Below are 14,461 nucleotides of genomic sequence, written 5' to 3' on the forward strand. Positions count from 1 at the left end.
GAGGTTCCGGTCGACGGCGGAGGCCCCACACTCATGATCACCGGAGTCACCAGGGAGCCCGCAGCATGACCGGCATCACGGAGGCCCTCAGCGGTTCGGCTGCAGTCGACGGCGCGGCACGAAGTGTCACGCGCCCGTTCTACGTATACGCCGTGCTCGCCAACTCGCTGTTCCAGCGCGGCGTATTCGTCATCTTCCTCTATCAGCGCGGATTCTCCGTCGGGCAGGTGGCCCTGCTGCAGACACTGCTCTACCTGGTCAGCGGGCTCGCGGAGTTGCCTACGGGAGTCATCGCCGACCGAATCGGCAGGCGTGCCGGCATCGTGATCGGCCAGACGCTGATAGCGGGATGCCTGCTCGGTCAGGTGGCGTTCTCCGACTACTGGGTGTTCCTGACGCTGTTCATCGGGCAGGGTGTGGGCATGGCATGTGTGTCCGGTTCGGACACCGCCCTGCTGTACGACCTGCTCGTGCGTCGTGGTGCGACGGCCGGCTACCTCAGGATCAGATCCCGGTTCACCATGCTCGGGACGGTCACCTCGGGAGCCGCCATCGTCCTCGGCGGCCAACTGCAGCAGATTTCCTGGGGAGTCGTCTACGGCGGTTCGGCGGTGTGCCTCGTCCTGGCCGTGGTGGTGCTGATGTCACGAGTGCCCGAGATCCGCGGCGCGGACGCGGTGGACGAGCAGGACGGAGCCGAGGAGAAGCACACCGACGCCACAGCATGGCGGGCGATGCTTCGGGTCGCCACGCCAGCGCTCGTGACGCTTGTCGTGGTGTCCGGACTGATGCATGCGACATTGACGCCGTACATCATCCTCACGCAGAAGACCCTCTCCGATCAAGGAGCGGGCACCGCATTGGTCAGCGTGGTCATATCGGCGGGATTCATCGTCGGCGGGCTCACTCCGCTGCTGTCGGACCGCGCGGACCGGCGCATCGGGTATCGGGTCATCGTCCCGCTGTCTCTCCTGACGCTCGCCGCGGCACTCGGCCTGAGCGGCCTCGGCCTTGCCTGGGTCACCATCGCCGCGTTCCTGACCCTGGCCGGGATACCCGAGATCACCGCCGTGATCGTGGACAACGTGTTCAACGAGGCCGTGCCGTCGCGCCATCGGGCGAGCCTGCTGTCGATGATCGCATTCGTGGAGTCGGCGCTCATCGGCATCGGCTATCTCGTCCTCGGCGTGCTCATGGACGCCATGGGCTCCGCTGCGGGCATGGCCACCTACGCCGCGGTCCCCCTGCTGGCATGTCTCCTGTGGCTCCCGGTGCTCTTCCGAGGGGCACGGGTGACCACCGAGACCGAGAAGCCCGCCGACCGGAAGGCATCCTGAGACAGACCGTCTCGCGCGACTGCCCGCCCGATGGCGGGGCGCTGCTCGTCGACATGCCGCTCCCGGTCAGCGACGGAGCCGTCATCGCGACGATCGGCGCCGAACGGATGGCAACAATCGCATCACTGAGGTTCGCCCCGATCGCCCGTCGGGCGGGCCGCTGACACGACCAGCCCTTCCGTCGCAGCGACCGCCATGTGCCCAACACCGTGCAGGGGACGTGGAACAACCGGCCGATCAGCGTCTTCACCCGGGCCAGGGCCGACCGCTCCCCGCTCCGGAAGCAAGCCACGGCTTGGAGCCGGAGCGGCTGTGGAACGTACTGGACTTGATCGGGTGGTGTCGGGCCGTACCTCGGACAGCGAGCAGGCGGCTTCTGTCCGCGCAAAGGGAATCACCTGTTCCTCCGCCATCGGCCTTGGCCTCCCGGGGGGAATCTCCCCCGGTCAGACATGAAACGTCCGATATGCCATCGGGCTTGCCCCCGGAAAACCGTTGACGCATCCATCGATCGATGATTGTCTTCCATCTGATCTTGCTTCGAGAGCACGTGTCAGCAAGAGGAACCCGGGGGGGAGAAATGATACTGACTCGCACAGATGGGTGGAGGGTTGAGCCCTTCGCCGACTTGTCTGCGGCATTCGTCTTCTTCGTGAGCCCAGTGCGAATTACGGTTCTCGATCGACTTACTTGGTACGTGCTGGAACTCTGCGAAAACCGCACGGAAGCCGACATCATCGCAAAGGTCGCGGCTCTTGGTGCCGCCAATACACCTGACCGAGCCCGGCAGATAGTGAAAGATCGGTTGCAAGTCTTGCGTGAGCGCGGCCTGCTGGAGGTTTCCGCATGAGCAGTCAGACAGTCCGGATCGCTTGGCGTGAAAGGGCCGCAGAGCTGGTCGCATCGTCTGAGGAATACCTCACCACGGGAATTTTCGGAGATGCGGCAAACATCTCCGGTACCGTAGTTGCCTATTATCGAGGAGCGGCCTGGGCATGCGAACGGGCCTGCGGATTCGACCCCGACTCTTTGTGTGAAGAAACGATTCCTCAGCTGGAAAGTCTGCGCCGGTTCGCCCTTGACGAGGCTCTCCACCATCTCATGGCTGAGGAGCCGGATCAGGCGCGCGGAGTCTTGAGTGAGCACCTTGCGCTGCGTACTCGTGCTCTTGCGGATCCTCTGGTTGTACGCGATACATACTCGGACAGCTCGCACAGTCAGCCCACTTTTCCGCACGGTGGTACGGAACACTGGCTCGGACGTCTCTTCCTGAAGCGGTTCAGTGACACCGCGATAGTCAATGGCAAGAATGTCGAGATCACACTGCGGCCGGCCACGGAGAGCATTGAGGCAGCCCGCACCCGAGCCATCGCACTGGCACAACGAAGTCTGCCGCAATTGGCACACGAACTCTTCGGTTCTGTGCACCATGTTGTTCTCTACCGGGCGGCGCAGCCCTATAGTGGCTACACTATTTCGGCGCCCCTATTTGTCTTTGTCGCTGAGCAGACGTTCGAGCGGGACGAGGTGGCCGCCGAGCTTCTGATCCATGAATGTCTGCATCAGAAACTCAGTGACATCAGCGTGATCCGCTCGCTGCTTCGCCCGGATTATGTTGATTCCGAGAGCGCGACAATCGCTGTCCCGTGGTCCTTCGGCAGTGATCGAATTCGTCGCTTCAGTGCAGATCGTTCCTTTGCCGCTTTTCATGTGTACGCCCACCAGTCCCTTCTCTACCTAGGGATGCTGGCGACGTCGAAAAGTGAAAGTGCTGCCAAGCTGGCAGCTGATAACCTCGTTCTTTCCTGGGCCCGTGCTGCGCACTTCGATCGCGAATTTAGCACCGGTCCGATCCGTGACGAATGGGGGCCCGATGGGTACCGATTCGTCGAATGGCTGAGCCACGCACTCTGGGAAATCGGAAAGTTCCGTCTCCCTGACGGAACGATTCTGAGCTCACATGCGGACGCGTTCGCCAGACCCAAGACTGCGGCAGACATCTGAACTCCCCGAGCCGCGGGGGAGGAAAAGGAAGGGTAAGTCATGAGCAACATCACTGAGCTCGAGTCGAACCTGTCGGACCTCTTCGCATCGTTCGATGTGGATGTTGCAGAGGAAAGCGCTCAGGGCTCCACCGATGTCATCCAGATCGATGCCCGCGAGATTCGCATTGACCTGGTGGGCGCTATGGGCACACGCGCAGCCGGCAACTAATGAGAACGGGCCCGGTCACGTATCCATCGTGACCGGGCCCATTCTTTACCCTTTTGGAGGATAGTAGATGCTTTCCGCGCCAGCACCACTCGTCACCCCGCCGAGCGAAGGGCTGCTCGACCATCTGGGGAAATTGCCGTCTCCCGCGCTGGTATATGATCTCGATAACCTGCAGCGGTCGGTGGAAATATTGAAGGAAGATCTGGCCCGTGTAGAGAATGCCGAGGTGAATCTGGCGCTCAAGGCATGCCACACCCCGCGCGTCCTGTCATTCCTTGCCGGTCTGGGCCTCGGAGCGGATGTCGCCTCCGTGGGAGAACTGGAACTGGCGGTAGGGGCCGGGTTCCGACGCATCACCGCCACTGGGCCGTCTTTTTCGTCCGACCAGCTCCCTCTGCTCGACAAGCACCAGGTAATGGTCGATGCGACTTCCATGGAGCAGTTCAAGGAGATCTGCACCAGCCGGCCCGGGAAGGATGTTGGGCTGCGGCTGAGAGTCCCTCTTCCCAAGTCGCTGCACAACATCGCCACGTTCGGCTCCGGCAGCCGGTTCGGCGTACTCGCGAACGACCTCCGCATTCAGGAGGTCCTTGACCGAACGGGGTGCCGCCTGACTCGATTGCACACGCATACGGGTCAGATGTCCCCCCAGCACGTCATATACAAAGTGCGATACCTGCTCGCTGTGGCCGAAGCGTACAAGAGCATCGAAGAGATCGATCTCGGCGGCGGCTTCTTCGCACTCTACTCGGATCGCGAGCAGGCTCAGCTGGCTTGGGATTCGGTGGCCGTCGACCTGGAGAATTTTGAGCGGAAGACGGGTCGGAAGATCCGCATTCTGGTCGAGCCCGGTGCGGCAATACTCTCCTTTCATGGCTACCTCGTGACGACGGTCCGGTCCGCCGAGTACGGGCACCCCTTCTTCCAGGCCGACGTACTGACCGTGGATTCGTCGGCATGGAATTTCTCTCCGTGGCACAAGCCTCAGTTCATTCCCTTGTCCCCGCGCCGCGAGGGCGAGTCCCTGCGACCCACGCTGCTTGCCGGTGACACCTTGTACGAGCACGATTTCTTCGGTGCAGATTCGCTCGGTCACAGGCATCCCCTTCCGCTGCCTGAGATGCATCCGGGTGAGCGCATTGTCATCACGACGTCGGGTGCCTACACCATGACCAATTCGCGCAACTTCAACCGGTTGCCCCTGCCGCAGGAATACATCCTCAAGTCGGGACAGATCGAGAGAGTCTGATGAGCGCTGTTGCGGGAGCCGGCTCGGGGAGGCTGTCCCTGGAGCGTGATCTGCTTGCCGACATGGCCGGCTTGGCTGCAGATCAGGGGGGTGACGACTCCGCCCGGTGGGCCTCACTTGCAAAGTCGGTCACCCGAATCGACCTCAAGAACCAAGATGATCTTTCGATCGAACAGCAACTGGTTCAAGAAGCTGCCCGTGCGCGAACGCTGCTCCTTCGGCGTGGGCACCGAATGGAAGAAGAGTTCGAGCGGTCGCCGGATCTCTCCACGCATCGCAAGCTCCCGAGCGGCGAAAGGCTTCAACTCGGCTACGAGCGCAGTCTCCCCGTCGACGCACTCGAACGAAAGCTGGCCGCCAGTGGCCGTGTACCGCCGGACGGATGGCACCGCGGAACGGTCGCGTTCAGCAGCGGAATGGCTGCGATAACAAATCTCGTCCAGAGTCTCACCTATATGCTGAGCCCATCGGAAAAGCGTCCGATGCATATTGATTTCTGGGGTGACTACTTCGAGACCGGCGCGCTCCTTCAGTATCTTTCCGGTGCGACAGTGCGAACCCGCAGGCTCGCTCCTCATGATCTTTCCATGGCGTGGTCCGGCCCAGATTCTGCCGACGTCCTTCTGATCGAGCCGATTCGGTACAACTGGTCACTCGATGCCCTCAATGTGAGCCGCCTGGTGAACGGGTGGCGCCGTGGACCCGCACGTGCGCCCATCATCATTCTCGACACCACGCTGGCCTCGCCGGCCTGGCCCACTGCCGCATTCCTTGATGCATTGGTATCTCCGGCCGGAGCTCCACTCGTGGTGGAAGTGCGCTCCGGTCTGAAACTCGATCAGCAAGGCATGGAGATATCGAATCTTGGCGTGGTGGACATCTTCCAGCACGATCGGGCCATGAATCCTGCCCTGACCGTGCAGCATGTGGAGGAAACGGTCAAGTCGGCACGAGGTATCACCGGCGCCTGTCCGTCAGCCGCTGCCGTTGCCGCGCTCGACGCACCCTTCCTGCTGGACGAACGGTGGACCCAGATACACAGTGGCCGTCTGTTCCGCAACAACGCATGGCTGGCGGAACGATTGGCAGTCCGTACGGGTGGACTGTTCCGGTCCTTCGCGCATCCCTCACTGTCCGAAGGATCCAGCCGTGCCAACGCTCCCTTCATCGTCTGTGAGCTGCGCGAGAATACGCTGGACAACCATGCCGTGCTGCTGGCGGCAGTCCGGAAAGAGATCGAGCGGCGTCGTCTCAACATTGTTTACGGAAACAGTTTTGGATTCAGAACCACGCGATTCGATCTCATCGTTCCGCGCAAGACCGAAGGAAATGCTCTGTTCAAGGTTGCCGCGGGCGCACTTGGCGGTCCGTCCCTGGACCAGTTCTGTGAAATTCTCTGTGAAATCGCCTCCTACCCATCGATAGCCAAGTTGCGTGAAACCTATAATATGGACGCTGTAAAATGGAAATGAGCAGCAACATCTCTCAGAATCCGCTCAGCAATCTTGTCCGTGAACTCAGCCGCAGTGAGCGCAGGCCACTCGCGCTCTTCGCGGCGCTCGCACTCGCGGGAGCGGCGGCGGAGGCGACCGTACCGCTGCTCGTCGGAGCATCGCTGAGCGCCGCGCTGGACGCGGGATCAGGGCAGTTGGCCGCAACGGTGATGGGACTGGGTGCGGTTCTTGCCGTCGGAATCATCACCAACGTCACCCGGAATGTCATCGCTTCACGGATCAAGGTGCGCAACGCGGCACAGCTGCGTACCTCGATCGCTGAGAAGGCGGCGAGAGCACCACGTGAGGTGGCGGCATCCGCACACCAGGCACAGGTCGCCACGGTCGTTTCCTACGACGTCGAGCGAGTGACCAGTTTTCCCATCGCACGGATCAAGCTCGTCGCCTCGATCATCGGCATGGCTGTCGTATCCGCCTACCTGCTGTGGATCTCACCATGGGTGACCCTGCTCATCCTCGTGGGCGTGCCGACGTTCATGTGGCTCACGACGAAGATCGCGGAGCCCCTTGAGGAACGCCAGGAGAGGCACCGCGAACTGCTGGGCAAGGTGGCCGAGTTGAGTTCGGACATCGCCCTGGGGCTGCGCATCCTGCGTGGACTCGGTGCGCAGAAGGTCATGCGGTCACGGTTCGAGAAGGCGTCCCTGGACACCGAGCAGGCCGGGGTGAGGGTTGCTCAGACCGAGGCGCTTCTGTTTGTCTCCGGCAATCTGCTGCCCGGTATCCTCCTCACCGGTGTCGTGGCACTCGGAGGTCACCTCGCGGCGTCCGGGGCCATCGCGGCCACCGACCTGGTCACCTTCTACGCTGCTTCGGCCTATCTGGTGCTGCCCGTCTCCACCGCGGCCGGCTACAGCGGTCTGCGCAGCAGCGCGCGGGTCGCCGCCAAGAACATTGTGGAGATTCTCGACATTCCGGAAGGCGACTGGCCCGGCCGACTCAGCCCCATTCCGACGGATGCGGATCTCCTCGACCAGGTGACGGGGCTGCGCGTGCCGGCCGGCAAGCTGAGCGTGCTGGTGCCCGATACCGATACCGACACCGAGGAACTGGGCCGACGGCTCGCCGGGTTGACGCCGGACGCGGACGAACCGGTTCTTCTCGGCGGACAACCTCTGCGGGACTACGACCTGACCGCGCTGCGCGATGCCGTGCGGTACCACGGCTCGCGCACCACGATGCTCTCCGGCAGCGCCCTCCAGGTCCTGGACCCCACTGCCCGCCATGATGACGAGGCACTCCAGGCAGCGCTGTGGGCGGCCGGCGCCACCGATGTGATCGACCGGCTCCCCGAGGGACTGCACACGCACATCGACGCCGACGGGCGCAGTGTGTCGGGCGGACAACGGCAGCGCCTGGTGCTGGCCCGTTCGCTGCTCGGCGAACCCTCCATACTCGTGCTCGTCGAGCCGACAACAGCGCTCGACGCGGTGACGGAGGTCGAAGTCGCCCGGCGTATCGCCGAGCACCGCCAAGGACGCACCACCCTGGTGGTATCCCGCAGCGGCGCATTCCGTGCCGTGGCCGACCAGGTGTTCCGCAGTCAGGAGGGAACCTGTGTCTGACCTCACCCACACCCTGCCGGTGGCCGACGCCCACAGTGTGGGACGCCGGGTCCGTGATCTCCTCACGCGATTCAGGGGACGCCTGACCGCGATCGTCGTCGTCCACGCGGCGGCAACGGCCTGCGGGCTCATTCCCCCTCTGGTGCTGGGCGAGATCATCGACAGGGTCTCGTCCCACCAACAGCTCTCACTTCTCCAGTCGGCCTCCGTGATCGCGGTGGCGCTGCTCGTCGGAGCAGTCCTCGAATTCACCGCGGCGAAGTGGTCGTTCATCCTGGGCGAGCGCGTCTTCTCCATTCTCCGTATGCAGTTCCTGACCGGCCTGCTCGCCATGCCGCTACGCCATGTGGAGAGGGCGGACGCAGGCGAGATCCTGTCCCGGTCCACCTCCGACATGGACGCGTTGCAGGAAGTGACGCGCACCGGTCTCCCGGAGACCATCGTGGGTTCGGTGACGACGGCCATGACCCTGGGCTGCGCCTTCGTCATCAACCCTCTGCTCGCCCTGGGATGCCTCGTCGGATTCCCGCCCATCATTCTCGCGACCCGGTGGTACGTTCGCCGTGCGGAGAAGGCGTACGGCGACGAGCTTGAGGCACGCGCGGCGGTATCGAGCCAGGTCACCGAGTCCGTACGTGGCCACGAGGTCGTCGAGACGCTGAGGCTGGAGGAGGTCCGGAAGAGTTCCGCCTCACGCGCCGTCGCGCGAGCGGTGGACACGGCGAGCGAGCCGATCCGGCTCGAACAGCACGCTTTCCCCGTTATCCAGATCGGATACCACCTCCCCCTGCTTGTCGTGGTGGGCTGGGGCGCATGGCTGGTACGCGACGGCAGCGCCGAGGTGGGACAGGTCGCGGCTATCGCGCTGTACATGCGGGCGATCCTGTCCCCGCTGGACGACCTCATCTACTGGTTCGGCGAGGCACAGCCGGCCCGAGCGGCGCTCGCCCGGATCCTCGGCGTCGCCGCGGACCCCGTTGCCGCTCAGCGCGCTGTTCCGAAGGAGCACGCTCCACTGCGACAGCGGGAAGCGTTGAGTGTTCAGCAGCTCTCCTTCGGCTATGTCGACGGCACGAGCGTGCTTCACGACATCAACCTCACCGTGCACACCGGTGAACGGGTCTGTGTGGTGGGCGCGTCGGGAGCGGGCAAGACCACACTGGCCCTTCTCCTGGCCGGCATCCTCACGCCCGCTTCCGGCAGCATCCGCGTGGCGGACACCGGCCGTTGCGACGACACCCGCCTCGACATCGTCCTGATGACACAGGAGGACCACGTCTTCGGGGGCACCGTCGCCGACAACCTGACTCTGGTCCGGGACGATGCTTCCGAAGCAGCCATCTGGCACGCGTTGGAGGCCGTAGGCGCCGACGGCTGGGTCAAGGCCATGGGTGATGTCCTGCAGACCCGACTGGGAGCGGACGCGCATACCCTCACCCCCGCTCAGGCGCGCCAGCTCTCCCTGGCTCGGCTGGTCCTGATGAAGCCGAGGGTCCTCATTCTGGATGAGGCCACCGCAGGTCTGTCCGAGGAGGAGGCGAAGCGGTTCGCGACGCTCCTTCCCACCGTCCTGCAGGACACCACCGTCATCCAGATCGCCCACGACCTGTGGGCCGCGCAGAACAGTGACCAGGTCGTCGTCATGGACGGCGGCAATATCGTCGAGCAGGGAAGCCATACGGAACTCCTTTCCTCGGACGGTGCTTACACACGTCTGTGGAATTCCTGGCGTTCGGCGTCCCACTCGCAGGGACAGCTCGGATGACCGGGGCGAGCACTCAGCACGCTGGAACGGTCCTCATGATCGCGCCGGGCGCGACCCGCCAGGACACCCCTCAGGGTGGCGCCGATCTGATCTGGCCGCAGGATGGCCGAAGACTGGCCCTGGGCCGGACATCCCTGCACATCCTCATGCAGTTCGCCGTTCCTGCCACGGCGTCATCCGTTGCGGATCGTATGGAGCAATCCGCGCCGGGAAGCATGGAAGTGGTCAACAGGGCAGTCGCCACGCTGGTGGAAGCGGGAGCTCTCTGCGAGCGCGAGGTCCTGCACCCGACGCCGTCGGGACGCGGCTCCGGCCTCTTCGGCACACCCGTGGTGAAGATCGATGACGCGATGAACGGAACCGACGATTTCGTCGTCATCGGGGCACCCTATGACCACGGTGTCACCTATCGTCCTGGAGCCCGCTTCGGACCGGAAGTACTGCGCCGCGTGAGCACCACCGTGTATCAGGCCGAAGCCGGCCGATGCGGAGTGTATGACGTCGAGACGGACAGCCGATTGCTTGCCGGGGTGGGCATAGCGGACGTCGGGGATGTGTCGGCAGCGCCCGGAGGGCTGGGGGAGGACCTGCTGGACGGCCTTGAGGAAATTGTCGCATTGACGGCACACAGCGGAAAAGTTCCGGTCGTGCTGGGTGGGGACCACTCCATAACACTCCGCGTGGTGGACGGTCTGACCCGCCATCATCAGAGACTCGGGTTGCTCCATTTCGATGCGCACCACGACTTCGGAAAGATCCGCACCGGAGAGCGTGTAGGGATGCACCACGGAAACTTCCTCGACTGGGTTGTAGGGAATCAAGCCGTGGAATGCGTGGCTCAGTTCGGTATCCGCCAGCTCACCCGGAACATTCCGCAGGAGTCGGAAAAGGTGCGGCGGTGGCCCGGTCTCACCGCGGTGGCGGAAGACCCGGCCGACATGGTCCGTCATCTGCCCAGCGACCTGGTCTGGCACCTGACGTTTGACGTGGATGTGCTCGACCCATCAGTGATGCCCTCCACCGGAACCGTACTGCCGGGCGGCTACACCTATCGTCAGGCCGAGACGATCGTCAGCGCACTTTGCGACGCCTTGCCCATCGTTGGCGTTGACTTCGTGGAGTATCTGCCCGGAGCCGACGAAGCGCCCGGCGTCACCACGTCCGCCCTTCTCCTGCGGACCTTGCATCATATAGCCGCCGCACGGAAGAAGCCGCTGTGACAAGCGTTCAGATATTGACACCGGAGATCTTGCCGGATTTCACGGAAGCGCTGAAGCGGAACAGCAGCGACGGTATCGACGGCATCGATCATATGCGGATGTCGCGGGTGTCCCGGGCGATGGAGGATTCTTCTGCCGCATTCATTCGGGTTGATGGCGAGTTCGTCGGGTACGTGGCCAACCTGCACGACAGGGGAAACGGGTTCGAGCTCGTCGAGTGTTTCGGCGAGATCCTGCGTCCGTGGCGGCGCCAAGGTTTTGGCGGGCAGCTCATCGACTGGGCAATCGAGCAAGCCGCAGCGAGAAGTCACTCAAGCATGCTGGAAATTGTGATCGACGCTGTCGCGGAAGACGACGGACTGAGTTCACTGCTGGAGTCTCGACGGTTCAGTTCCTCGCACTTCACGCAGATCTCGGCAAGGGCTGCCCAGCATGACGTCGCACGGCTGCGGCCGTTCGGGATCCGCGCGATACGCGCGGAAGACGCCCCCTTTGTCGAGGACCTGTCCAAACGCATCTCGAAGGCGGAGCCGCTCGCGCGCGGTGGTGAGATCTCCATGCATTCCGCACTTCGCCACCCGTACCTGCGGAGGGATCACTGCCTGATCGCGTTCGGTCCCGGTGATGGCCCGGCCCTCGGGGCGGCTCTCACCATGGTCTGGCCGGACGACGCGGAAGACCTGTGGATAGAGACCCTCTGTACGGAGCCGTCGGACCCCCAGTTGCTCCGGCAGATGGTCGTAGAACTGCTGCGGCGCGCCGAGGGTCATTTCGAAACCGTGAGCATGGGTGCTTCCGATGCCGTGCTGAGCGAGCTCGCAGGCCTGGGTTTCGAGGAAGAGTACACGTGGACCCGCAATTCGCTGTTGGTGATGTCGGGGTGACGCTGGTGGGGAGATGAAAGGGGGAGTGGTGCTGTCCGGGATGCCGCGGGCCGGGTGACCGGTTGCGGTGTCTCGTCGGTGCTGTCCCGTAACGGAGCACGTCCGTGTTGAGGGTGCCGGAGTTTCCCCGCCCATGGAGTCAGAGAGTCCAGGAAGGTCGCCCACATGATTATTCACGCATTCAAAGAGCATGGTGCGAAGATTATTTCACTCCTTGACGGCGATGGCGTCGGGGTGGAACCGGAGGGGGGTGGCGGGGACAATATTCTGTCGGGCGTCGCAGAGGGCGGGTTCGAAACCCTCGATTTCACCGGAGTATCTGAAGACATCCGGAATCACATACTGTCCGCTCTTGATGAAGCGCTACTTCCTGGGCCACCCGATCGGATGGTGGTCCGTAGGTACGGTCGGGGCTCCTATGCGCCGCCGCACAGGTTTCGCGAGGAATTGCCGAGCAATTCAGGACCCGACAGCTGGACGGTTCTGTGTGCACTTCAGGACTCGGAGGTCGACGCGATCACCTACTGGTCGGGAGAAAAATTCTCCCGGCACTTCGACCGTGCCGGCAGTGGACTTCACCTCACGCAGGATTCCTGGTGCTGGACCAGTCCGGTACGGGGAGAGACGCGGTACACCCTAGCCATCGGAGGAGAGCAGCGATGGAAGAGCTGAAACTCATTCGCAACCTGGTGCGCAACAGTTCCGAGATCGTAAGAATTGCTGAAATGCATCGAGATCTCTTCGAGGACTACCCGTCGAGTGCCGCGGCAGCGGCGCGGACACCGGATCGCGATCCATTCGACCCGTACCGGGACTCGGAATACGAGGATGACGATCGGTACCACGTATTGCAGGCCAACCACATGCCGGCCGACCTGCTGGAAGCGGTCGTCCGAGGGATCGCTGACGCCGACTCCGACCTCAGCCGATTCTACGTTCAGATCAACCGATACGACCGGGGTGACTACGTCCTGCCTCATCGGGACAAGGTTCAGCAGGGCTTGTACATGCTCACCAGTTCCACGAAGGACGGGCTCGTCGCGCAGAGCAGTGATGGGCGGATGAACTTCGTTGGTGACCGGGCAGGCACCTTGGTCCTGCACGACGCGGCAGCATGGCACTGGGTCGATCCGGTCCAGGACGGGCCTCGGTACACCTTGGTGACGATTCCTCCGAGGCCACCGCGCAGGAGCTCCTGAGGGCTGTCCCGCAATTCCTGGTGGATCAGCGCGCGGCGTCGGATGCGGTGCATCGCAAGGCGGAGAGGCGCCCGCATACTGGATGTATTCGGGCGTTTCGACGACGCGGCGAGGTGCCGTAGCTGTCGTCGTGCGCCCGCCAGGAATTGCGGGACAGCCCTTAGTAGGGCTTGGTCATGTGCGGTCCGTGATGGAGTGTCTTCTTGATCGGTCGTTTCGTTGACCGTGTGTGCTGAGTGAGGAGTTGGCTGCGGTCCGGTGTGATCTGGAGGACTTCGCGGCGGAGATGTTCGGGCCGTTCGCGCGGGCGGATCAGCGGCGGTGGGGCGGGGTCTATCTGCGGGGCCTGCTGCTGGACGGCGGGCGCAAGTCGGTGGAGCCGATGGCCGGCCGCCTGGGCGAGGACGGGAACCGGCAGGCCCTGGCCCACTTCGTCACTTCCAGCCCCTGGGATGCGGCGCATGTGCGGGCCCGTCTGGCCTGGCGCATGCAGCCCGTCATCAAGCCCACCGCGTTGATCATCGATGACACAGGATTCCTCAAGGACGGAGATGCGTCGGCGTGCGTGACCCGGCAGTACACCGGCACCGCGGGCAAGGTCACCTAACTGCCAGGCCGGGGTCTCGCTGCACCTGGCTTCCAACGGCGCCTCCGCGGCCGTGAACTGGTGTCTGTTCCTGCCCGGGAGCTGGGATCCCGCCTCGCCCAAGGCCGACCCGGCCAAGGTAGCCCGCCGCGACAAGTGCGCCATCCCCGTCCAGGTGGGCCATGTCGAGAAGTGGCAGCTGGCCCTCGACGTGATCGACGAGACGCGGTCCTGGGGCATCGAGGTGCCTCAGGTCATCGCCGACGGCGGCTACGGGGACACCGCAGCCTTCCGGCTCGGCCTGGAAGAACGCAGCCTCGACTACGTGGTCGGCATCTCGACCACGACCACCGCGCACCCGAAGACGCACAGCCCTGCACCCCGGCCTACTCCGGCCGCGGCCCACGGCCGGTTCCTGCCTACCCCGAGCCGGCCCAGCGGGTGAGGAGCCTGGTCATCGCGGCCGGTAAGAACTCCGCGCGGCCGGTGCAGTGGAGGGAGGGATCGCGGCCGGGCAGTGGCCGCAACGGGTACAAGCGCATGTACTCGCGCTTCGTGGCCCTGCGGGTTCGGCCCGCCGGACGCGAGATCCGCAAGGCCACGGCCGTCACCGAGCTTCCGGTCCGCTGGCTGCTGGCCGAATGGCCCGCCGGCCAGGACGAGCCCGTGCAGTTCTGGCTCTCCAACCTGCCCGGGACCACCCCGTTGCCCGTCCTCGTGCGCACCGCGAAGCTCCGCTGGCGCGTCGAGAACGACTACCGCGAGATGAAACAGGCCCTGGGCCCGGCCCACTTCGAAGGCCGGACCTGGCCAGGCCGGCACCACCACGTCACCCTCGTCCCGGTCGCCCACGCCTTCTGCACCCTTCAGCGACCGAGCCGATCCCCAGAAGAGACGGCGTCGGCCTGAGCCTCTGCCGAGTTGTCCG

General features: G+C 64.0%; 11 protein-coding genes and 2 pseudogenes. 12 read left to right on the top strand and 1 reads right to left on the bottom strand.

Annotated features, from left to right (window positions below; translation table 11 throughout):
• Positions 1-65: 65 nt before the first annotated feature.
• A complete protein-coding gene (locus ABT170_RS27640; RefSeq protein ID WP_329947107.1) occupies positions 66-1,337 on the top strand; it encodes an MFS transporter in 1,272 nt (423 codons plus the stop codon).
• Between the two features lie 139 nt (positions 1,338-1,476).
• On the opposite strand, the pseudogene ABT170_RS27645 reads toward ABT170_RS27640, so the two are convergent.
• Positions 1,477-1,608 (bottom strand): annotated as a pseudogene (locus tag ABT170_RS27645) (winged helix-turn-helix domain-containing protein); the annotation flags it as partial.
• A 575-nt stretch (positions 1,609-2,183) separates the two neighbouring features.
• On the opposite strand from ABT170_RS27645, the gene ABT170_RS27650 reads away from it, so the two are divergent.
• The 11 genes and pseudogenes from ABT170_RS27650 (at position 2,184) to ABT170_RS27700 (ending at position 14,442) form a co-directional block, all read left to right on the top strand.
• Positions 2,184-3,341 carry a hypothetical protein gene (locus ABT170_RS27650; protein ID WP_351871796.1) on the top strand — a complete coding sequence of 386 codons (1,158 nt, stop codon included), beginning with the start codon at positions 2,184-2,186 and terminating at the stop codon, positions 3,339-3,341.
• A gap of 39 nt (positions 3,342-3,380) precedes the next feature.
• On the top strand, positions 3,381-3,551 hold the full coding sequence (locus ABT170_RS27655) for a hypothetical protein (RefSeq protein ID WP_266926585.1): 171 nt from the start codon (positions 3,381-3,383) through the stop codon (positions 3,549-3,551).
• Between the two features lie 67 nt (positions 3,552-3,618).
• Complete coding sequence (locus tag ABT170_RS27660) at positions 3,619-4,800, top strand: diaminopimelate decarboxylase family protein (RefSeq protein ID WP_329947105.1); 1,182 nt, start codon at positions 3,619-3,621, stop codon at positions 4,798-4,800.
• Complete coding sequence (locus ABT170_RS27665) at positions 4,800-6,272, top strand: PLP-dependent aminotransferase family protein (RefSeq protein WP_351871800.1); 1,473 nt, start codon at positions 4,800-4,802, stop codon at positions 6,270-6,272. The genes ABT170_RS27660 and ABT170_RS27665 overlap by 1 nt, the downstream gene beginning before the upstream one ends.
• Positions 6,269-7,879 (top strand): ABC transporter transmembrane domain-containing protein, encoded by a 1,611-nt coding sequence (locus tag ABT170_RS27670; protein WP_351871803.1) that lies wholly within the window; start codon positions 6,269-6,271, stop codon positions 7,877-7,879. The genes ABT170_RS27665 and ABT170_RS27670 overlap by 4 nt, the downstream gene beginning before the upstream one ends.
• Complete coding sequence (locus ABT170_RS27675) at positions 7,872-9,644, top strand: ABC transporter ATP-binding protein (protein WP_351871806.1); 1,773 nt, start codon at positions 7,872-7,874, stop codon at positions 9,642-9,644. Before ABT170_RS27670 ends, ABT170_RS27675 begins: the two co-directional genes overlap by 8 nt.
• Entirely contained in the window at positions 9,641-10,864 is a 1,224-nt protein-coding gene (locus tag ABT170_RS27680) for an arginase family protein (RefSeq protein WP_351871809.1), read from the top strand. The genes ABT170_RS27675 and ABT170_RS27680 overlap by 4 nt, the downstream gene beginning before the upstream one ends.
• Positions 10,861-11,748: a GNAT family N-acetyltransferase gene (locus tag ABT170_RS27685; RefSeq protein WP_329947100.1), complete on the top strand. Its 888-nt coding sequence runs from the start codon at positions 10,861-10,863 to the stop codon at positions 11,746-11,748. Before ABT170_RS27680 ends, ABT170_RS27685 begins: the two co-directional genes overlap by 4 nt.
• Positions 11,749-11,913: 165 nt before the next feature.
• A complete protein-coding gene (locus ABT170_RS27690) occupies positions 11,914-12,420 on the top strand; it encodes a hypothetical protein (protein WP_329947099.1) in 507 nt (168 codons plus the stop codon).
• Positions 12,408-12,947 (top strand): 2OG-Fe(II) oxygenase, encoded by a 540-nt coding sequence (locus ABT170_RS27695; protein ID WP_351871813.1) that lies wholly within the window; start codon positions 12,408-12,410, stop codon positions 12,945-12,947. The genes ABT170_RS27690 and ABT170_RS27695 overlap by 13 nt, the downstream gene beginning before the upstream one ends.
• A 286-nt stretch (positions 12,948-13,233) precedes the next feature.
• Positions 13,234-14,442: pseudogene (locus tag ABT170_RS27700) on the top strand (IS701 family transposase).
• Positions 14,443-14,461: the final 19 nt, after the last annotated feature.

This window comes from Streptomyces sp. NPDC001787 (assembly GCF_040297465.1).
Lineage (GTDB): Bacteria > Actinomycetota > Actinomycetes > Streptomycetales > Streptomycetaceae > Streptomyces.

Excerpts from the sequence above, each read along its gene's own strand:
- ABT170_RS27660 (WP_329947105.1), top strand. The coding sequence starts at position 3,619 with ATGCTTTCCGCGCCAGCACCACTCGTCACCCCGCCGAGCGAAGGGCTG.
- ABT170_RS27665 (WP_351871800.1), top strand. The coding sequence starts at position 4,800 with ATGAGCGCTGTTGCGGGAGCCGGCTCGGGGAGGCTGTCCCTGGAGCGT.
- ABT170_RS27640 (WP_329947107.1), top strand. The coding sequence starts at position 66 with ATGACCGGCATCACGGAGGCCCTCAGCGGTTCGGCTGCAGTCGACGGC.
- ABT170_RS27690 (WP_329947099.1), top strand. The coding sequence starts at position 11,914 with ATGATTATTCACGCATTCAAAGAGCATGGTGCGAAGATTATTTCACTC.
- ABT170_RS27670 (WP_351871803.1), top strand. The coding sequence starts at position 6,269 with ATGAGCAGCAACATCTCTCAGAATCCGCTCAGCAATCTTGTCCGTGAA.
- ABT170_RS27650 (WP_351871796.1), top strand. The coding sequence starts at position 2,184 with ATGAGCAGTCAGACAGTCCGGATCGCTTGGCGTGAAAGGGCCGCAGAG.
- ABT170_RS27695 (WP_351871813.1), top strand. The coding sequence starts at position 12,408 with ATGGAAGAGCTGAAACTCATTCGCAACCTGGTGCGCAACAGTTCCGAG.
- ABT170_RS27655 (WP_266926585.1), top strand. The coding sequence starts at position 3,381 with ATGAGCAACATCACTGAGCTCGAGTCGAACCTGTCGGACCTCTTCGCA.
- ABT170_RS27680 (WP_351871809.1), top strand. The coding sequence starts at position 9,641 with ATGACCGGGGCGAGCACTCAGCACGCTGGAACGGTCCTCATGATCGCG.